This window comes from Enterobacter cloacae complex sp. R_G8 (genome assembly GCF_024599795.1).
In the GTDB taxonomy this organism is placed as follows: Bacteria; Pseudomonadota; Gammaproteobacteria; order Enterobacterales; family Enterobacteriaceae; genus Enterobacter; species Enterobacter dissolvens.
Genome location: NZ_CP102246.1, coordinates 3,339,413 through 3,358,674, shown reverse-complemented (window position 1 = coordinate 3,358,674; position 19,262 = coordinate 3,339,413). Strand labels below are relative to the sequence as shown.

Genomic DNA, 19,262 nt, shown 5'->3' with positions numbered 1-19,262 from the left:
TCACAGAAAAGAGGTGCTCGCAAGATTACTCCAGCCCCAGCGTATACTGGGCAATTTTGAAGTAGATAATCAGCCCGGTACCGTCGATAAGCGTCGCGATAAACGGCGCGGAGACCACGGCCGGGTCAATGCCGCAGCGCTTGAGCACCATGGGAATAATGGACGAGACAATAGCGCTCCACAGCGTAATGCACACCAGCGTCAGGCTGACGATAAGGGTAATTTCCAGCCCAATCCCCATCATCCATGCGCGGATGCACCCGGCAATACCGAGCGTGACGGCAATCATCAGTGAGGTGGTCATCTCTTTACGCAGCACGCGACCGACATCGCGCAGATGCACTTCCCCCAGCGCCATCGCACGCACCAGCGTGGAGGTGATCTGCGTTCCGCTGTTGCCGCCGGTACCAATCAGCAGCGGGATAAAGAACGCCAGCGCGATGGCGGATTCCAGCGCCTCTTCAAAGTGCTGGATCACCGAGCTGGTGTAGGCTTCCGCGACAAACAGCAGCAGCAGCCAGACGGAGCGCTTTTTCCACAGACTAAAAGCGCTGGTCTCCAGATAGGGTTTTTCCAGCGGTAACGTTGCCCCCTGGCGTTGGGCGTCTTCGGTGACATCGTCTTCCAGCAGGTGAGCAATTTCGCGCTCGGTGAGGCAGCCAACCAGCTTGCCGTGGGTGACCACGGGCACCACATCCGCACCGCCGTGGGCCAGCAGTCCGGCGACATCGGCCCGCTCATCTTCCGGTTTGACCTGCAGAAATTGCGACAGCATCAGCGATTTCACCGGCTGTACGGTATCGGTGGTTTGCAGCAATTTGCGCACCGCAATCATGCCCGCGAGGCGACCGTTATCTTCAATGAAAATATGCGACGGAATATCATCGTCTTTTAATTTTTCAAAAAACTGCTCGCGCGCCAGCGCCACGCATAATGAAATATCGAGGACGATAAAATCGGTATTCATATATTGCGCGATAGCGCTGTCATTGAATACCGGGTTCTGGTTGTGAATAGCGTAAGACATAGTGAATTCCCTTTGAATAAAAAATCTCTCAGGGGCGAGCAAGACAGGGCATGTCGAAGAGGAGATCCCCACGTCCTGGGTTCAGCACTGTACACCGTATCCCGTAAGGGAAGTTATACTGACAAAGCCTTGATTCGACAGTGCCTGTTTTACCCTGTGCGGGTTCTCTCGAACCTGCCAGAGCGATAACGTGTATTTGTACAGGAGCCTCGCCATAACGAGATCGTTGTAAACCAGCGGGATAATACGCTTATTTTATTTTCCCGCTCTGGAATTTAAAAAATGTTTAGGGAATGTTTATGTAGTCATTATTCATGACGCGTTGAGCCTTTATTTAAACTTGCTCGACTTTAATGGGAGGGTAAATATTCACGAGGAGAGCAATGTGGCGTGGTTTGACAATCTGCTCAATCATTTTGCGCATTATCCGACGCATCTCTTTGCGCTGCTCTTCGTGCTGGCTTTGAGTAAATCCACGGTGCTGATCTCCTCCGTGCTGCCGCCCGCCTCGGTGATGTTGCTGACCGGGATCACCGTCAGCCAGGCGAGCCTGCATCCGGCATTGACGTGGCTGGCGGTGGTGATGGGGGCCACGCTCGGCTCGCTGCTGAACTATCATATCGGTCAGTTGATGGGGCATACGCGACTGGTGACGCGCATGACCTCAAAGCATGCCGATACATTTTTGCGGGTGCAGCATCAGTTGCAGAAAAACGGCGTGCTGGTGCTGTTCACCGCCCGTTTTCTGGCGGTACTGCGCTATATCGTGCCACTGGCAGCGGGCATGCTCAGGCTCAACATGTTGAAGGTTTACGCGGTCAGTCTCGCCTCAGCCGCCGTCTGGGCGGCGCTGTATGTCGGCATTGTCACCGGCATCAGCGCCTTTTGAGTTACAAACTTCCCATTCCGCCGTCGACCAGCAGTTCCGTTCCTACCGTGTAGCTGGATTCGTCGGAGGCCAGATAGAGCGCGGCTTTTGCCAGCTCCGTCGTCGAGCCCATTCTGCCCAGCGGCACAAGCTTGATGATCTCCGCCATCATCGCGTTAAGCGTTTCTTCGCTTAAGCCCGTTTTCGTAAAGGCCGGGGTTTCTACCGGGCCGGGGCTCAGACCGTTAACGCGAATGCCGCGCGGCAACAGCTCTGCCGACAGTGTGCGTGCCAGCGACAGCAGGGCGGCCTTGCTCGCGGCATACACGCTGCTGGTGGGCAGGCCGATGCGCGCGCTTACGGAGCCGCACAGGATCACCGAGGACGGATTATTCAGCAGAGGCAGCAGCGCCTGAATTAAAAAGAACGGTCCCTTCAGGTTGATGCCCATCAGACGATCCCAGGCCTCTTCCTGCCATGCTTCCAGCGGCGCGTGCGTCACGTCGCCGGCGTTGAGAAACACCGCGTCCAGGCGTGGCCAGCGGGCGGCAAGCGTCTCCGCCAGCGCTTTTTGCGAAGCAATATCTCCCGCATCGGTCGGGATCACCCAGGCCTTATCGCCCAGAATGCGCGCTGCTTCGGCGAGCGTTTCCGGGTTACGACCGGTGACGGCGACGTGCGCCCCTTCGGCGAGAAACACCTGCGCAGTGGCAAGGCCAATGCCGCTGGTCCCGCCGGTAATCAGCGTATATTTATCTGCTAAACGACCCATGTTCTTCTCCTGAAATGTCTCTGGAGAAAGCACTATAGAAACGTTAGTATCGAAAGGAAACCAGGTACCAATTGGATACTAATGCGGCAAGAGGTGTGCTATGGCGGAATTACTCAATATCCGTTGTGAAAAAAATTCTGAGGTTTATGTCTGCCCGATGACGCAGTTTGTGAACCTGATTTCCGGTAAGTGGGCGATCCCTGTTCTTTATCGCCTGATTATCCTCAATGCGCCGGTACGCTTTGGCGATCTGCTGCGCGCTACCGCTCCCATCACGCAAAAAGAGTTAACGAAGCAACTCAGGCTGTTCGAACAGCGCGGGCTGGTGACGCGAACGGTCTACCCGGAAATCCCGCCGCGCGTGGAGTACCAGATAACGGGGCTGGGGTTAACCCTGCAAGGGGCGCTCTCTCCGCTGGCCGCCTGGATGAGTGAGTACGGCGACCAGCTTGAGCGTTAGCCTACTGTTTTACGTAGCGCGGCGCCGGGATGCCGGTGCGTGCGCTGTTAAACAGTTCCAGACGTGCCGTTTCGTAGCGATCCCACAGGCTGGCATCATGCATTGGCGGAATGGTAATTAGCTCGCCCTGATCCAGACCCGCCAGCGAAGCATCCACCATATCGTCAGTGGTCATCACCGAGCCTTCCGGCAGATCGTTCACCGTCACACCGGAATGCTGCCAGATTTCTGTTGCCGTCGCGGCGGGTAACACGGCCTGAATACGCAGGTTGCTGTCGGCAAACTCCTCTTGTAACCCACGGGTAAAGCTGAGCACCCAGGCTTTGGTTGCACTGTACAGCGCGCTGCCGGCACGCACGTGCAGGGACAACACCGAGGCGATATTGATAAGCGTACCGTGGTTATTCTGCGCCAGGCGCGGCAGGATCGCATAGGTCAGACGCATCAGCGCCGTGGTATTCAGGGTGTTAATGGCCTGATGCTGCGCCACATCGCCCGCGAGGAACGGCGCCATCTGCGCGGTACCGGCGTTGTTGACCAGCGTATCAATAGCGGTATTGCTGCGCAGTTCGTCTTCCACCGCGCGGACCCCGGCTTCATTGGTGAGATCGGCCACCAGAATATCGACGGCTACACCATAGCGTGCACGCAGGTCGGCGGCGAGGGTTTTCAGGCGATCCTCGCGGCGGGCGACCAGGACCAGGTTAGCACCGCGCGCGGCAAGGCGATCGGCATAGACGGCACCAATCCCGGAAGAAGCACCCGTAATCAGGGCGGTAGTGATTTGCGTAGTCATCGTGTGTTACCTCAAAGGAAAGTGAGTTATTTGGTTTCAATATGAAACTGAATTTACTGTCTGCTATTTGGTTTTATAATGCAACCATATTGGTGATCATTTTGTGCTTTTGCTGTCGGGAACGATCAGGAGGGGAGTTTGGCCACGATCTCTTCCGGGGTAAGTTCGCGGCCATCGTCGGCGATAAGCAGCAGTTTACGCAGCGGTTTGCGCTGTTCGCTATCAACGAGAACGGTGCCGCATTCGTTTTCCGCAAACAGGAATTCATTGCCCCACTGGGACAGGGCAACCAGCACCGTCTGGAGCGCGCGTCCCTTGTCGGTCAGAACGTATTCCTGCCAGGCGCTGCCGTCGGAGGCGGGCTGGAGCCGGAGGATGCCTTCGTCGACCAGCAGTTTTAGCCGCGCGGTCAGCATGTTTTTCGCGATACCGAGGCTTTTCTGGAACTCGCCGAAGCGTTTAATCCCGCGCAGTGCGTCACGCACAATCAGCAGCGACCACCAGTCGCCGATGATATCCAGCGAACGGGCGACAGGGCAGGTGCTCTCTTCAAGGCGGGTACGTTTCACAGGCAAATCTCCGGGAGGGTGTGGTTTTATTATAAAACTAATTTGCTCACCGGGTAAGCGTGTTATTCATCAGTTTGAGAAATGCTTCCCGGAAAATTGTCACCAGTCTGTCACACTGAACGCGACATTTTAAAACGAGTGAGGAATTAGGGATGAGAAAAGCACTACTTGCGGTGGCCGTGGCCGGTCTCTTTTCAGCAGCCTCCGGGGTGCAGGCGCAAGAGACGCCGGAAGGGTATCAGCTGGAGCAAGTTTTAATCATGAGCCGTCACAACCTGCGCGCGCCGCTCGCCAATAACGGCAGCGTGCTGGAGCAATCCACGCCAAAGCAATGGCCTGAATGGGAAGTGCCGGGCGGTCAGCTCACTACCAAAGGTGGCGTGCTGGAGGTTTATATGGGGCACTACATGCGCGAGTGGCTGGCGCAGCAGGGGATGGTGAAGACGGGAGAATGTCCGCCGGCGGAGAGTGTTTATGCTTACGCCAACAGTCTGCAGCGCACCGTCGCCACCGCGCAGTTCTTCATTACCGGCGCGTTCCCGGGGTGCGATGTTCCTGTGCATCATCAGGACAAAATGGGCACCATGGACCCAACCTTTAATCCGGTAATTACCGATAACTCGCCGGAATTCCGCGAAAAAGCGCTGAAGGCGATGGAGTCCGAGCGGCAGAAAATGCAGCTTGGCGAAAGCTATAAGCTGCTGGAGCAGATGACGAACTACGCCGATTCACCGTCGTGCAAAGAGAAAAAAGTCTGCTCGCTGGCTGACGCGAAAGATACCTTCAGCGCCGACTACGAAAAAGAACCGGGCGTCTCCGGGCCGCTGAAAGTGGGCAACTCGCTGGTGGATGCGTTCACACTGCAGTATTACGAAGGCTTCCCGGCCGACCAGGTGGCCTGGGGAGAGATCAAAACCGACCAGCAGTGGCGCGTATTGTCGAAGCTGAAAAACGGATATCAGGACTCGCTGTTTACCTCTACCGAGGTGGCGCAAAACGTCGCCAAACCGCTGGTGAAGTATATCGATAACGCCCTGGTGACCGATCAGGCGAAAGCGCCGAAAATCACCCTGCTGGTGGGGCATGACTCCAACATCGCCTCTCTGCTGACGGCGCTGAACTTCAAGCCGTACCAGTTGCATGACCAGCAGGAGCGCACCCCAATCGGCGGGAAAATTGTCTTCCAGCGCTGGCATGACAAGAACGCCAACCGCGAGCTGATGAAAATTGAGTATGTGTATCAGAGTTCAGAGCAGCTGCGTAACGCCAGCGTGCTGTCGCTGCAGTCTCCGGCGCAGCGCGTGACGCTGGAACTGAAGGGGTGTCCGGTGGATGCGAACGGTTTTTGCCCGATCGATAAATTTAATACGGTGATGAACGACGCGGCGAAATAAGATAATCCCCCCGCGCAGGCGGGGGGAAACGTTCAGACGTTTTTACGTTCGATGGTTTGCTCACCCCAGAAGAGCGAGTCTTTGTCCGTTTTTTCGAAGGCGCGTACCAGCACTTCATCATTGCCTTCTTCCCAAATCTGCTCTGCCAGTTTTTCGTCATATTTCGCGACTTCAAAAATGGCTTCGGCGATCTCCGGAGAGGTATTGCGTAAACTTGCCCATTCGCCCACGTGGTGAGCTTTGGATTCTTGAGTTGGCATGCTTGTCCTCCTGTTGAGTTAGCCGTTCAGTTTTTTGGCCAGACCCGCGACGTATTCACCCTGATAGCGGGCGATAGCGAGCTCTTCGTTGCTCGGCTGTCGGGATCCATCGCCACCGGCAATGGTGGTTGCACCGTAAGGTGTTCCGCCACGTACCTGAGAGACATCAAACAGTTCCTGCGCGCCATAGCCAATCGGTACAATCACCATCCCATGATGAGCAAGGGTAGTCCAGGTTGAGGTAATCGTCTGTTCCTGGCCTCCGCCGGTCCCGGTGGAGCTGAACACGCTGGCCAGTTTGCCGTACAGCGCGCCAGAGGCCCACAGCCCGCCCGTCTGATCGAGGAAGGTGCGCATCTGGCCTGACATATTGCCGAAACGGGTGGGGGTGCCGAAGATAATGGCGTCGTAATCCGCCAGCTCCTGAGGCGTGGCGACCGGCGCATTCTGGGTTTTGCCCCCGGCTTTGGCGAACGCTTCTGCCTGCATGGTTTCCGGTACGCGTTTTACCACAACCTCGACGCCGTCCACTTTGTTTGCACCTTCTGCTACCGCGTGAGCCATGGTTTCAATGTGTCCATACATGGAATAATAGAGCACCAGAACTTTAGCCATTTTGCATCACTCCTCGTTTGTTTTTTCTGACAGCGAATCGCTGCGTTCATTTAAAGATATGACATCACAGCCAGACTGCAAAAATGAACGGCATTTCTTTGATTTATAACAATATGCTGACAAAAGCGCTTTGTAGCAAAATGAAACATTTTTCCGCGCGACGATTTTTAAAATGATAAGAAAGGCTTATGAGTGACCGTCACGTATTCTCACCCGAAAGACTGAGATGATGTTGCAGAATATTAACTACAGCTTGCCGGATACCCTCAGTCCACTAAGCTTAGTTTCACGCGGCACAGATAAAGGCAATGCCTTGAGCCGCGAGGTGAAAGAATCCTCTTTTACTGAATGCAATATGATGTCTAATGTTTCACACACTGGAGGTTAGAGATGGCAAACCATCGTGGTGGTTCAGGTAATTTCGCCGAAGATCGTGAAAGAGCATCAGAAGCAGGCCGTAAAGGTGGCCAGCATAGCGGGGGTAATTTTAAAAATGACCCTCAGCGCGCATCTGAGGCTGGCAAAAAAGGGGGTAAAAACAGCCATGGCGGCAATAAGTAATTCGCCGGGTTGATCTCCCTGCCGCCGGGTTTCCCGGCGGTTTTTTTATTTTTGCAACATTGAACTGTAACCAAAGGCATCGCACACTACACTTCTGACCCTTAGCTCTGGTGCCTCATGTCCGTTTCGCGTTTTACCTTCTCTGTCAAACCTCAGGAAGCGATCCTCATTCTGATCACCATGTTCTGGGGCGGAACCTTTCTCGCCGTCCAGTATGCGGTCACCCTGAGCGATCCGTTCTTCTTTGTCGGCCTGCGCTTTGCGACGGCAGCGATTGCCGTGGGCTTAATCTCGTTGAAAACCCTGCGCGGATTGACCCTGAAAGAGCTACAGGCTGGGGTGGCGATTGGCGTGGCGATTGCCATGGGGTATAGCCTGCAGACGTGGGGATTGCAGTCTATCTCCAGCAGTAAATCGGCCTTTATCACCGCCATGTATGTGCCGCTGGTGCCACTACTGCAATGGCTGTGTCTGGGACGCCTGCCGGGTGTGATGTCCTGCATTGGTATTGTGCTGGCGTTTATCGGCCTGATTTTGCTGGCCGGGCCGGAAAATAACCTGCTGGCGCTGGGGCCGGGCGAGATCATTACCCTGGTGGGAGCCATTGCGATTGCCGCAGAAATTATCCTCATCAGTGCCTGGGCCGGGAAAGTCGACGTTAAGCGCGTCACGGTGGTACAGCTTGCCACGGCGTCGCTGGTGGCGTTCGCGACGATGGTTCCGGCAGGGGAGTCGGTTCCGCCGATGTCTACGGGGCTGGTAGTGGTGGCGCTGGGGCTGGGTATTTTCAGCGCCATTATTCAGGTGACCATGAACTGGGCGCAGCGCAGCGTGTCGCCGACGCGGGCGACGGTGATCTACACCGGTGAACCGGTCTGGGCGGGGATTTTTGGACGCATTGCCGGGGAGCGCTTACCGCTGCTGGCGCTGGTCGGCGCGGCGTTTATCGTTGTTGGGGTGCTGGTGAGTGAGCTAAAGCTCAAAAAACGACGTAAGGCGATTGCCGGGTAAGCGCAGCGTCACCCGGCAAGCAAGCGGCACTGATTTCAGGTGGAGGGGGTGATGGCTTCCCCTTGCGCTTCATCCCCTTTCCGGCGGCTCAGCAGGGCATTAAGCAGGATCGCCCCAAAGGTCGCCGTACCAATCCCGCCAACCGTAAATCCGCCCAGCGTCAGGGCAAAATCACCTGCCCCCAACACCAGCGTGACCGCCACCATAATCAGGTTACTGTTCTGGCTGAGATCGACGCGATGCTGCACCCAGATGCGCGCTCCCGCCACGGCAATTAACCCGAACACCACAATCGATGCGCCGCCGATGACCGGCGAGGGAATGGTGTGGATCAGCGCACCAAATTTTGGTGAGAAGCCGAGCAGCATCGCCATGACTGCCGCCGCCACGAACACCAGCGTGGAGTAGACTTTCGTTACCGCCATCACGCCAATGTTCTCGGCGTAGGTGGTGACACCGCTGCCGCCCACCGACCCGGAGAGCATCGTCGCCAGGCCATCCCCGACAAACGCGCGCCCCATATACGGATCCATACTGCGCCCGGTCATGCCCGCCACGGCCTTCAGATGCCCTAAATTCTCCGCCACCAGGATCACCGCGACAGGGGCGATAAGCATCATCGCCTGCGTGTTAAAGGTTGGCGACGTGATCTGCGGCAGACCAAACCAGGCAGCCTGATGGAGCAGGGTAAAGTCGACAGGCTTGCCGAAACCAAAGACATTGGCCAGCAGGGCGTAGATCAGACAGGCCACAATCAGCCCGACCAGAATCAGCAGGCGCTGGACCATGCCGCGGGTAAATACCGCCACCAGACCGATACACAGCACGGTGATCACCGCCATCCAGCTCTCAAACGGCGAGCCGGAGACACTCTTCACGGCAATTGGCGCCAGATTCAGACCGATCGCCATTACCACCGCGCCGGTAACCACCGGCGGCATCATGCGCTCGATCCAGCGGGTCCCGATCTTCATCACCACGATGCCGATCAGGGTATAGACCAGACCACAGGCGATAATGCCGCCAAGGGCGACGCTCAGGTTGGGGTTGATCCCCTGACCGTTAAACCCGGTGGTGGCGATGACCACGCCGACAAAGGCGGCGCTGGATCCCAGATAGCTGGGCACGCGCCCGCCGGTGACAAAAAAGAACAGCAGGGTACCAATGCCCGACATCAGGATGGAGAGATTGGGATCAAGCCCCATCAGCATCGGCATCAGCACCGTTGCGCCAAACATGGCGACCGCATGCTGAACGCCCATCACCAGGGTTTGCCCGAGCGGGAGTCGTTCGTCCGGCGCGACCACGCCAGGTTCTGTAGAGGTCGATTTCAACTGCCAGTGGGGAAATCCGAACATTGCCATGAGCTGCTTCCTTAAGAAGGGTTAACAGGCGGGTCGCATAAGCGCGTGGTAGCCGCGGTCAAACCACACCAGCCCTTGCGGGGCGGGGTGGCGGATAATGGACACGATGTCGCAAAACAGAATGTCGTGGGTGCCGACGCTGACCACCTGGCTGATACGGCAATCAAACGAGGCCAGCGCCTCCTCCAGACGCGGGCAGCCCGTCTCGCCCGTCTGCCAGCGGGCAGCGGCAAAGCGTGCATCCATCGGCGTTTTGCCGCCAAACAGGTTGGAGAGCGGCTCCTGTCCTGCGCTCAGGGTGTTGACGCACAGGGTGCGGTTTTCGCTAAACGTCGGCCAGACGGAGGCGCCGCGGTTGAGACACACCAATAGCGTCGGGGGTGAGTCGGTGACGCTGCATACGGCGCTGGCGGTGAAGCCCGCTCTGCCAGCAGGGCCGTCGGTGGTGATGATATTGACCGCCGCGCCCACACAGGCCATGGCATCGCGAAAGGTTTGTTTATCGGGTGTCGTCATGGTGGCTCCTTACGCCAGCCCGCAGGCGTCTTCAAAGGTCAGGCGCGGCAGGCGGCCATAGAGTTTGCCCACATCGCCATAGCCGATATTGATCAGCAGATTGCTTTTCAGCAGCGTGCCGGTGAAAAAGGCCTCATCGACTTTTTGCCGGTCAAAGCCGGACATCGGGCCGGTGTCCAGCCCCAGGGCACGACAGGCAAAGATGAGATAAGCGGCCTGCATAGAGCTGTTGCGAAAGGCGGTCTCTTCAGCGTGCGCGGGGCTGGTGGTAAACCAGCTCTTCGCATCCCCGTGCGGGAACAGTTCAGGCAGACGCTCATAGAATTCCGTGTCCCACGCCACAATCGCGGTGACCGGTGCGGTGAGGGTTTTCTCCAGGTTGCCGCTGGAAAGCGCCGGGCGCAGCTTCTCTTTTCCCTCTGCGCTGCGCACAAACACAATACGGGCCGGGGAGCAGTTGGCGGAAGTGGGGCCCCATTTCATCAGGTCGTAGATCTCGTGCAGCGTCTCGTCGCTGACCGGTCTGTCCAGCCAGCCGTTGTGGGTGCGTGCGCCGGTGAACAGTGATTCCAGCGCGGCAGGGGTAATGGCTTCGCTCATCTAAACTCCTTATAAAGCGGGTTCATGGCTGTGCAGCAGGCTGGCAAGCCCGTTCAGCAGCAGGGTGTTAAAGGTCTCAGGCTCGGTGACGTTGCAGGCATGCCCTCCCTGGCGCATCACCGCGCTGCGGCTGTGCGGGATCGCGTCCTGCAGCTCGGACGAGCAAACAGAGGGCACCAGCATATCGTCGGCGGAACAGATAAGGTGCACCGGGCAGGTAATGCGGGCGGCATGGCGGCTGAAGTCGGCCTTTTTCAGCGCGTTCAGCCTGCGCAGCAGGTTGGTTTTACCCTGAAAGTGCGCCAGCCCCAGCGCTTCTTCCGCCTCCAGACGCGGCGCGCGGGCGGCCATCCAGTCTGCCGGATAGAGAAACAGCGGTTGTGCCTCTACCCACGCCTGCGCGCCACCGGCATGCAGCAGCCGTTCGCGGATCCGAAAGCAGCGTCGGGTATGAGCATTCAGCGTCAGCCAGCCGTTGACGCACACCAGCGCTGTGAGGGCATCGGCGTTGTCGAGCGCCAGCTGCAGGCCGATCAGCGCCCCCAGCGCATGGCCGACCACGCAGTAGCGGGCGATCCCGACCGCGGCCAGGGCCTGTGCCAGCTCACCGGCCATTTGCGCCAGAGTGTAATCTTCCGGCAGGGTGTCAGGGTTATTGCCGGTGCCACGCTGGTCGTAACAGACCACCTGGTACTCCTGTTCCAGCGCGGCTAACTGGGGTAACCAGTAGCTGCCGCCCCCGCCGAGTCCGGCAATCAGCACCACGACGGGCGCGCCGTCAAACGGGGGCGGTGAGACGGAGAGCTTCATGGCAGCCTCACTTTCCAATGTGCGCAACGGTGGCGATTTCAACCAGCGCGTCCGGCTTCACTAGCCCGCACTGAATGCAGAAGCGGGCCGGTTTATCGCCGGGGAAAAACTCCGCGTAGATCTCGTTAATCGCGGCGTAGTTTTTCCAGTCGGTGATAAAGATGCTGTTGAACGTCACATCCTCCATCGTGCCACCCGCGGTTTCGATCACGGTCTTGATCGTCTCCAGCACGTGGCGCGTTTGCGCCTTTGGGTCATTGATAAACACCACGTTGTTGTCTTTATCAAACGGCAGGGTGCCGGAGACGTACACCACGCCATCGGCGAGCGTACCGGGGACAAACGGCGCAATCGGCGTGCTGGTGCCCGGTGGAATAATCACGGATTTCGGCATCGTATGTCTCCTCAGGCAATACGGGCGAGCGGCGGATTCAGGGCGTCGCAAAAATCGGCGACGTTACTGACCCAGCCAAAAAAGGTTTCGATATTGAACAGCGCCGCTTTCTGGGCAAATTCCGGCCCCGCCTGATGGGTGGCGTCTTCCAGCACCACACCGAAATACTCCAGGAAGAAGCCGTCGCGCAGGGTCGACTCCACGCAGACGTTGGTGGCAATGCCGGTAAAGACCAGATGACGAATGCCGCGGCTGCGCAGCAGGCTGTCGAGCGGGGTGTTGAAAAAGCCGCTGTAGCGCGGTTTGGGCAGCACGATATCGCCCGCCTCTGGCACCAGTTCATCCACCAGCTGATAATCCCAGCCGCCTTTCGCCAGCAGCTTGCCCTGCAGTTCGGGCCGTTTGCGCATGGTTTTCAGGGCGTTCGATTTGTGAAAATTGGGCGAGCCGGGGCCACCGGCTTCCACGTACTGATCGTCCCAGCCGTTCTGGAACCAGATGATGAGCATCCCGGCGGCGCGTGCGGCGGCAACGGCGGTTTTGATGTTCTCAATCACCGGCCGGGTGGCGGAGACGTCAAACCCTGCCAGATCCAGATAACCGCCGGGGCTGGCGTAGGCGTTTTGCATATCCACCACAATCAGCGCGCTCTGCTGTGGCGAAAAAGTGATGGCTTCCGGACGAGCGTTAAGGGTTGTCATTACGCCACCTCCCTGGTGATGGCAGGAATGTGGGCGCGGCACTGCATCAGCGGCTGAATGCGCTCGCCGAAGGTCTCCACGCCGGTGAGGAAATCGTCGAAGGTCAGCAGCACGCCTTCCGCGCCGGGAACGGCGGCTACTTCGTCAAGCATTCTGGCGACGCTGGCATACGAGCCGACGAGCGTGCCCATGTTGATATTGACGGCAGAGGTCGGGTCGGCCATCTGGCGTACGTTGGTGTCTGCACCTGAACGGGTATCTTTCTGGCTCTGCTCGGTGAGCCAGCTCAGGGCGTCGTCGTCGGCCCCGTCCTTATAACACTCCCATTTGGCGCGCGCGGCCTCGTCAGTTTCGTCGGCAATGACCATAAACAGCACGTAAGATCCCACATCGCGCCCGGTTTTTTCGGCGGCCTCTTTCATACGTGCGGCGGTTGGGGCAAAAGCGGCGGGGGTGTTGACCCCTTTACCGAAACAGAAGTTGAAGTCGGCGTATTTTGCCGAGAATGCCATTCCCGCGTCGCTCTGCCCGGCGCAAATCACCTTCATGGGCACCGACGGCTGCGGGCTGACGCGACAGTCGTTCATCGTGAAGTAGTCGCCTTTGAAATCGCTCTTACCGGTGCCCCACAGATCGCGCAGCACCTGCACGTATTCGGTGAGGTACTCATAACGGCGCGAGAAGTACTCATCTCCCGGCCAGAGCCCCATCTGGTCGTACTCCGGCTTTTGCCAGCCGGTGACCAGGTTAACGCCAAAGCGCCCCCCGGAGATGGAGTCGATCGTAGAGGCCATCCTCGCGACGATGGCCGGCGGCAGAGTGAGCGTGGCGGCGGTCGCGTAAATCTGAATCCGTGATGTCACCGCCGCCAGGCCAGCCATCAGGGTGAAGGACTCCAGATTGTGATCCCAGAATTCGGTTTTGCCGCCAAAGCCGCGCAGCTTGATCATCGAAAGTGCAAAGTCGAAATGGTAGTGCTCCGCTTTTTGCACGATGGCCTTGTTCAGCTCAAAGGTCGGCATGTATTGCGGGGCAGTGGTCGAGATAAGCCAGCCGTTGTTGCCGATGGGTACAAATACGCCAATTTTCATCACGAACCTCTCTTCACTACGTTGCAGGTGAACAGGGTTTTGCAAAGGCGGTGCCAGTTTTTAAAATGGCTTTGTTATTAACGTGTTAATCAATGGTTGGTGAATTGAGCGCGACAAAAGTGGACTAACTGGTCAAAAACATTGCACACAAAACAGGCATTCATGCGCGATGGGAGTGCAGAATATCGTGGCGAGGCGGGGGTTTTGCTATGCTGATGGCAACGCAGAATAAGGAGAGCGGGATGACACAAGGCGCAGTGAAAACAGCAGGTAAACGTTCGCAGGCGGTGAGCGCCAAAAAACACGCCATCCTCAGTGCGGCGCTGGAGACTTTTTCGCAGTTTGGCATTCACGGCACGCGCCTGGAGCAGGTGGCGGAGCAGGCCGGGGTGTCCAAAACCAATCTGCTCTATTACTACCCGTCGAAAGAGGCGCTGTACGTGGCGGTGATGCAGCAGATCCTGGATATCTGGCTGGCGCCGCTGAAAGCCTTTCGTCAGGAGTTCACCCCGCTGGTGGCGATCAAAGAGTACATTCGCCTGAAGCTGGAGGTCTCCCGTGATTATCCGCAGGCATCCAGGCTGTTCTGTCTGGAGATGCTGCAGGGTGCGCCGCTGCTGAAGGCCGAATTGACGGGTGATTTGAAACAGCTGGTGGACGATAAATCCGCGATCATCGCCGGATGGGTCGCCAGCGGCAAACTGGCACCTGTCGATCCGCAGCATCTGATCTTTATGATTTGGGCCGCCACTCAGCACTACGCTGACTTTGCGGCCCAGGTGGAAGCGGTGACCGGAAAGACGCTGCAGGACGAAGCGTTCTTCCAGAGCACCCTCGAAAACGTGCAGCGGATGATTATTGAAGGGATCCGCGTGCGCTAGTTTCCCTCACCCTAACCCTCTCCCACAGGGAGAGGGAATAGTTCCGTGCCTCGTCAGCCCGGCGGGAGAGGACAGCTTAAGTCGCCCTCTTCACACTGCATCAGCGAGGCCAGAAACGCCTCGCGTTCCACGGTTTTCTCTGTCAGGCACTGACTAATGATCATAGGCTGCACGCTGCCCCCCTCGGTACCGGAACCGATAAAGTTGCAGTCTGCATCGCGCAGGGCAATCCACGCCTGCTGCGCCTTTTTCAGCAGGTCACGCTGTGGGGCCGCCGCACGTTTAATGGCGGCCTGATAAGTCTGGTTGAGCTTTTTATCGGCAGCCTGGTACTGCTGCGCGCTACAGGTATTCAGTTCAAGCTGGGTGGTCGCTTTGTCGCACTCGTCGGCCAGCGCGCTGGCGCTGAGCAGCAGTGCTGCACCTGCGATAATAAATCGTTTCATACACTCCCCAATAAAATAAGGCTCCGTCTCCGGAGCCTTATTAGCACAGCGTTAGCCGATTGTCATCAGGCTGGCGTTACCCCCCGCCGCCGCGGTGTTGACGCTGAGCGAGCGCTCCACGTACAGACGCTCCAGCAGCAGGTTGGTTTCCCCGCGGGCGAAGCCCTGCACGGAAATGATGGCACCGCTGCGGGCCGCAACCTGCTCGCACAGTTCGCGCAGCTGATCGGAATCACCGTGGTAGATAACCGCGTCAAACGGCTGCGCAAGCAGGGCATCAGGCTTCGCAAAGTGAATGCGGGCAGAAACCGCTTTCGGCAGTTGCTTCGCCAGATCGCGGTGCAGACCCTCTTCCGGCCACAGCACTTCACAACCCGTTGCCATCGCGGCGGCCAGCTGAACCAGCGCATCCTGTTCGTTATCCGCCACGCACAGCACGCGCTCGCGCGGCATCAGCGTCCAGGTGTTGCGTTCGCCGGTAGGCCCCGGCAGCAGACGCTGCGTGCCGGCCTGCGCCAGCTCGCCGTACTGCCGTGCGACAGCACGCAGCTCAGGACGTTTTTCCGCCCAGGTGATGAGGGCTTCCAGCGGCTGCGTCAGCACGGTTTTCAACTGCGCGTCCACCGGATAGTCTGCATCCTGGCGTGCCAGCGTTACGCCCAGCGCGTTCTCCGGACGGTTTGCCAGCAGACGGTACAGGTAGAGCGGACCGCCCGCTTTTGGACCGGTGCCGGAGAGCCCCTCGCCGCCGAACGGCTGTACGCCCACGACCGCACCCACCATGTTGCGGTTGACGTACAGGTTGCCCACTTTGGCGCTGCCGGTGACCTGGGCGATGGTTTCGTCGATGCGGGTATGCACGCCGAGCGTCAGGCCATAGCCGGAGGCGTTGATCTGCTCGATCAGCGCGTTCAGGTTGTTACGGTTGTAACGCACCACGTGCAGGACCGGACCGAAGACCTCTTTTTTCAGCTCGTCGAAGCTTGCCAGTTCAATCAGCGTTGGCGGCACAAAGGTGCCGGTCTGCCACTCGCGGGCATCTTCGCTATTTTCACGCACGGCCTGGAACACTGGACGGCCCTTGGCACGCATGGCCTGAATGTGGTTTTCAATGTTGGCTTTGGCTTCCGCGTCGATCACCGGCCCGATATCGGTGGTGAGACGGCCCGGGTTACCCATGCGGCACTCGGCCATGGCACCACGCAGCATCTTCAGCGTGTGGTCGGCCACGTCGTCCTGCAGGCACAGCACACGCAGGGCGGAGCAGCGCTGACCGGCGCTATCGAAGGCGGAGGCCAGCACGTCAACCACCACCTGCTCGGTGAGGGCAGAGGAGTCAACAATCATGGCGTTCATGCCGCCGGTTTCCGCGATAAGCGGTGTTGGGCGGCCCTGGGCATCCAGACGGGTGGCGATGTTACGCTGCAGCAGGGAGGCCACTTCGGTGGAGCCGGTAAACATCACGCCACGCACGCGGTTATCTGCGGTGAGCTTCGCACCCACCGTTTCACCCCGGCCTGGCAGCAGCTGCACCACGCCCGCCGGTACGCCCGCTTCCAGCAGGATGTTAATGCCCTGAGCGGCAATCAGCGGGGTTTGCTCCGCGGGTTTGGCCAGCACGCTGTTGCCTGCGGCAAGCGCGGCGGCAATCTGGCCGGTGAAGATCGCCAGCGGGAAGTTCCACGGGCTGATACAGACCACAGGACCAAGCGGGCGGTGCGTTTCGTTATCGAAATCATCGCGTACCTGGCCTGCGTAGTAGTGCAGGAAGTCCACGGCCTCGCGGACTTCGGCGATAGCGTTACTGAAGGTTTTCCCCGCTTCACGCACCAGGATACCGATGAGCGACTGCATCTGATCTTCCATCAGCACCGCGGCGCGTTCCAGAATGGCGGCACGCTCCTGCGGCGGGGTGGCGAACCAGATTGGCGCGTTGTTTACCGCGCTCTCCAGCGCCTGATCCACTTCCGCTTCCGTGGCTTCACGCACGTAGCCAACAATATCTTTTGGCTCTGCCGGGTTAATCACCGGCTGCATCTCGCCGTCAGCGACCGGCTGTTCCATCATCGGTTTGGCCTGCCATTTCTGCAATGCACTGTTGAGCAGGGCAGAAGAGAGGGACGCCAGGCGGTGTTCGTTAGCGAGATCCAGACCCGCCGAGTTGATGCGGCCTTTGCCGTACAGCTCGCGCGGCAGGGCAATCTTCGGATGCGGCAGACCAATCTGGCCTTCCTGAGCCGCCATTTTCTCAACGGCCTGCACCGGATCGGCAACCAGTTCGTCCAGCGGCAGGGTGGTATCGGCAATACGGTTAACGAAGGAGGTGTTCGCTCCGTTCTCCAGCAGACGACGCACCAGGTACGCCAGCAGGGTTTCATGGGTACCCACCGGGGCATAAATACGGCACGGACGGTTCAGTTTGCCCTCGGCCACTTTACCGGTGACCTGCTCGTACAGCGGTTCACCCATGCCGTGCAGGCACTGGAATTCGTACTGGCCCGGATAGTAGTTCTGTCCGGCCAGGGTGTAGATCGCCGCCAGGGTGTGGGCGTTGTGGGTAGCGAACTGCGGGTAGATCAGGTTTGGCACGCCGAGCAGTTTTTTGGCACAGGCGAGGTAAGAGACGTCGGTGTATACCTTGCGGGTGTAAACCGGATAGCCTTCCAGACCTTCCATCTGGGCGCGTTTGATCTCGCTGTCCCAGTAGGCACCTTTGACCAGACGGATCATCAGACGACGACGGCTGCGGCTGGCCAGGTCAATCAGGTAATCAATAACGAACGGGCAGCGTTTCTGGTAGGCCTGAATAACAAAGCCAATTCCGTTCCAGCCTGCCAGCTCCGGCTCAAAGCACAGTTTTTCCAGCAGATCGAGCGAGATCTCCAGGCGGTCTGCCTCTTCGGCGTCAATGTTGATGCCAATGTCATACTGACGCGCCAGCAGGGTCAGGGATTTCAGGCGCGGGTAGAGCTCTTCCATTACCCGGTCGTACTGCGCGCGGCTGTAGCGCGGGTGCAGGGCGGAGAGCTTGATTGAGATGCCCGGACCTTCATAAATACCGCGGCCGTTAGAGGCTTTACCGATGGCGTGGATCGCCTGCTGGTAAGAGACCATGTAGGCCTGCGCGTCGGCAGCGGTCAGGGCCGCTTCACCCAGCATGTCGTAAGAGTAGCGGAACCCTTTATCTTCCAGCTTGCGGGCGTTGGCCAGCGCTTCGGCGATGGTTTCCCCGGTAACAAACTGCTCGCCCATCAGACGCATCGCCATATCCACGCCTTTGCGGATCAGCGGCTCGCCGCTCTTACCGATGATACGGTTCAGGGAGCGGGAGAGGTTGGCTTCATTGTGGGTCGAGACCAGTTTGCCGGTAAAGAGCAGACCCCAGGTGGCGGCGTTGACGAACAGCGACGGGCTGCGGCCAATGTGTGATTGCCAGTTGCCGTTGCTGATTTTATCGCGGATCAGCGCATCGCGGGTGGCTTTATCCGGAATACGTAGCAGCGCTTCCGCCAGACACATCAGCGCCACGCCCTCCTGCGAAGAGAGGGAAAACTCCTGCAGCAGGCTCTGCACCATGCCGGCCCGGCCGCTGGCGGTTTTTTGATTACGCAGCTTGTCGGCCAGTTGATACGCCAGGCTGTGCGCCTGCGCGGCAACGGCTTCTGGCAGGCGAGCCTGTTCCAGCAGCATTGGCACAGCGTCGGTTTCAGCACGGCGGTACGCGCCGGTAATGGCGGCACGGCTGACGGATTGCGGCAGGATCTGCTCGGCGAACTCGAGGAACGGTTGGTGATTCTCCTCGGCCGCGGCGGTGGCGTCATCGCTTTCATTGGCGGCACCCGCCAGCAGGGCGGGCAGCTCAGGCAGACCCTCGTCGCTCTCAAGCCGTTCGAGATAGTTAAAAATCGCCTGCTTGATTAGCCAGTGCGGCGTGCGGTCAATGCGGGTTGCTGCGGTCTTAATCCGTTCGCGGGTTGCGTCATCCAGCTTAACCCCCATGGTGGTCATGCCCATGCCAAAACTCCTGTTGTTCTTTCATGATGTTCGGTGGTTAGCCTGAAATATCCACCATGTTGCAACTTTGTGCAACCGTGTTAAATGTGACCCGGCTTGCAAGCTGAAAAAT

Annotated in this window: 21 protein-coding genes and 1 riboswitch; of the genes, 6 read left to right on the top strand and 15 right to left on the bottom strand. The window is 58.5% G+C overall.

Features of this window, described 5'->3' with window-relative positions; translation table 11 throughout:
- Positions 1–25 precede the first annotated feature (25 nt).
- On the bottom strand, positions 26–1,027 hold the full coding sequence (locus tag NQ842_RS16010; RefSeq protein ID WP_125364868.1) for a magnesium transporter: 1,002 nt from the start codon (positions 1,025–1,027) through the stop codon (positions 26–28).
- A gap of 59 nt (positions 1,028–1,086) precedes the next feature.
- Positions 1,087–1,256, bottom strand: a riboswitch (M-box (ykoK) riboswitch).
- 156 nt (positions 1,257–1,412) lie between these two features.
- On the opposite strand from NQ842_RS16010, the gene NQ842_RS16005 reads away from it, so the two are divergent.
- Positions 1,413–1,916, top strand: coding sequence for a DedA family protein (locus NQ842_RS16005; protein WP_050860862.1), 504 nt, complete (start codon positions 1,413–1,415; stop codon positions 1,914–1,916).
- A 1-nt stretch (position 1,917) separates the two neighbouring features.
- Here the strand turns inward: NQ842_RS16005 and NQ842_RS16000 are convergent, their stop codons facing one another.
- Positions 1,918–2,667 carry an SDR family oxidoreductase gene (locus NQ842_RS16000; protein WP_014831378.1) on the bottom strand — a complete coding sequence of 250 codons (750 nt, stop codon included), beginning with the start codon at positions 2,665–2,667 and terminating at the stop codon, positions 1,918–1,920.
- A 100-nt stretch (positions 2,668–2,767) separates the two neighbouring features.
- Between NQ842_RS16000 and NQ842_RS15995 the strand changes: the two genes are divergently transcribed.
- Positions 2,768–3,127, top strand: a complete 360-nt coding sequence (locus NQ842_RS15995) for a helix-turn-helix domain-containing protein (protein ID WP_014831379.1) — start codon at positions 2,768–2,770, stop codon at positions 3,125–3,127.
- A 1-nt stretch (position 3,128) separates the two neighbouring features.
- Here NQ842_RS15995 and NQ842_RS15990 read toward each other — a convergent pair whose 3' ends face one another.
- Positions 3,129–3,923: an SDR family oxidoreductase gene (locus NQ842_RS15990; protein WP_194516390.1), complete on the bottom strand. Its 795-nt coding sequence runs from the start codon at positions 3,921–3,923 to the stop codon at positions 3,129–3,131.
- 125 nt (positions 3,924–4,048) lie between these two features.
- Positions 4,049–4,492 (bottom strand): helix-turn-helix domain-containing protein, encoded by a 444-nt coding sequence (locus NQ842_RS15985; RefSeq protein ID WP_013097204.1) that lies wholly within the window; start codon positions 4,490–4,492, stop codon positions 4,049–4,051.
- A 152-nt stretch (positions 4,493–4,644) separates the two neighbouring features.
- Here NQ842_RS15985 and agp point away from each other — a divergent pair, with 152 nt between their 5' ends.
- Positions 4,645–5,886, top strand: a complete 1,242-nt coding sequence (agp, locus tag NQ842_RS15980; RefSeq protein ID WP_257256059.1) for a bifunctional glucose-1-phosphatase/inositol phosphatase — start codon at positions 4,645–4,647, stop codon at positions 5,884–5,886.
- Positions 5,887–5,918: 32 nt separating this feature from the next.
- Here the strand turns inward: agp and NQ842_RS15975 are convergent, their stop codons facing one another.
- Together NQ842_RS15975 and wrbA are read right to left on the bottom strand one after the other, a co-directional pair.
- Positions 5,919–6,146 (bottom strand): YccJ family protein, encoded by a 228-nt coding sequence (locus NQ842_RS15975; RefSeq protein ID WP_008499832.1) that lies wholly within the window; start codon positions 6,144–6,146, stop codon positions 5,919–5,921.
- 18 nt (positions 6,147–6,164) lie between these two features.
- A complete protein-coding gene (wrbA, locus tag NQ842_RS15970; protein ID WP_013097202.1) occupies positions 6,165–6,761 on the bottom strand; it encodes an NAD(P)H:quinone oxidoreductase in 597 nt (198 codons plus the stop codon).
- A gap of 390 nt (positions 6,762–7,151) precedes the next feature.
- On the opposite strand from wrbA, the gene NQ842_RS15965 reads away from it, so the two are divergent.
- Together NQ842_RS15965 and NQ842_RS15960 are read left to right on the top strand one after the other, a co-directional pair.
- Positions 7,152–7,322: a general stress protein gene (locus NQ842_RS15965; protein WP_013097201.1), complete on the top strand. Its 171-nt coding sequence runs from the start codon at positions 7,152–7,154 to the stop codon at positions 7,320–7,322.
- 117 nt (positions 7,323–7,439) lie between these two features.
- Positions 7,440–8,333 (top strand): DMT family transporter, encoded by an 894-nt coding sequence (locus tag NQ842_RS15960; protein WP_046889742.1) that lies wholly within the window; start codon positions 7,440–7,442, stop codon positions 8,331–8,333.
- 35 nt (positions 8,334–8,368) lie between these two features.
- On the opposite strand, the gene rutG is transcribed toward NQ842_RS15960, so the two are convergent.
- The 7 genes from rutG to rutA are packed head-to-tail and all read right to left on the bottom strand — an operon-like array spanning position 8,369 to position 13,809.
- Complete coding sequence (rutG, locus tag NQ842_RS15955; RefSeq protein ID WP_014831383.1) at positions 8,369–9,697, bottom strand: pyrimidine utilization transport protein G; 1,329 nt, start codon at positions 9,695–9,697, stop codon at positions 8,369–8,371.
- Positions 9,698–9,718: 21 nt separating this feature from the next.
- Positions 9,719–10,213, bottom strand: coding sequence for an NADH-dependent FMN reductase RutF (gene rutF, locus NQ842_RS15950; protein WP_050860851.1), 495 nt, complete (start codon positions 10,211–10,213; stop codon positions 9,719–9,721).
- A gap of 9 nt (positions 10,214–10,222) precedes the next feature.
- A complete protein-coding gene (locus NQ842_RS15945; protein WP_046889741.1) occupies positions 10,223–10,813 on the bottom strand; it encodes a malonic semialdehyde reductase in 591 nt (196 codons plus the stop codon).
- Between the two features lie 9 nt (positions 10,814–10,822).
- Positions 10,823–11,623: a pyrimidine utilization protein D gene (gene rutD / locus NQ842_RS15940; RefSeq protein WP_257256058.1), complete on the bottom strand. Its 801-nt coding sequence runs from the start codon at positions 11,621–11,623 to the stop codon at positions 10,823–10,825.
- Positions 11,624–11,630: 7 nt separating this feature from the next.
- A complete protein-coding gene (rutC, locus tag NQ842_RS15935; RefSeq protein WP_013097195.1) occupies positions 11,631–12,017 on the bottom strand; it encodes a pyrimidine utilization protein C in 387 nt (128 codons plus the stop codon).
- An 11-nt stretch (positions 12,018–12,028) separates the two neighbouring features.
- The gene (gene rutB, locus NQ842_RS15930; protein ID WP_047024042.1) at positions 12,029–12,718 is read right to left on the bottom strand and encodes a pyrimidine utilization protein B; all 690 of its coding nucleotides are present in this window, start codon (positions 12,716–12,718) and stop codon (positions 12,029–12,031) included.
- Complete coding sequence (gene rutA, locus NQ842_RS15925) at positions 12,718–13,809, bottom strand: pyrimidine utilization protein A (protein ID WP_014831388.1); 1,092 nt, start codon at positions 13,807–13,809, stop codon at positions 12,718–12,720. Before rutA ends, rutB begins: the two co-directional genes overlap by 1 nt.
- A gap of 242 nt (positions 13,810–14,051) precedes the next feature.
- Here rutA and rutR point away from each other — a divergent pair, with 242 nt between their 5' ends.
- A complete protein-coding gene (gene rutR, locus NQ842_RS15920; RefSeq protein WP_047362586.1) occupies positions 14,052–14,690 on the top strand; it encodes an HTH-type transcriptional regulator RutR in 639 nt (212 codons plus the stop codon).
- A 53-nt stretch (positions 14,691–14,743) separates the two neighbouring features.
- Here rutR and NQ842_RS15915 read toward each other — a convergent pair whose 3' ends face one another.
- Both NQ842_RS15915 and putA read right to left on the bottom strand, forming a co-directional pair.
- Positions 14,744–15,136: a lysozyme inhibitor LprI family protein gene (locus NQ842_RS15915; protein ID WP_014831390.1), complete on the bottom strand. Its 393-nt coding sequence runs from the start codon at positions 15,134–15,136 to the stop codon at positions 14,744–14,746.
- Between the two features lie 51 nt (positions 15,137–15,187).
- Positions 15,188–19,150, bottom strand: a complete 3,963-nt coding sequence (putA, locus tag NQ842_RS15910; RefSeq protein ID WP_257256057.1) for a trifunctional transcriptional regulator/proline dehydrogenase/L-glutamate gamma-semialdehyde dehydrogenase — start codon at positions 19,148–19,150, stop codon at positions 15,188–15,190.
- Between the last annotated feature and the right edge of the window lie 112 nt (positions 19,151–19,262).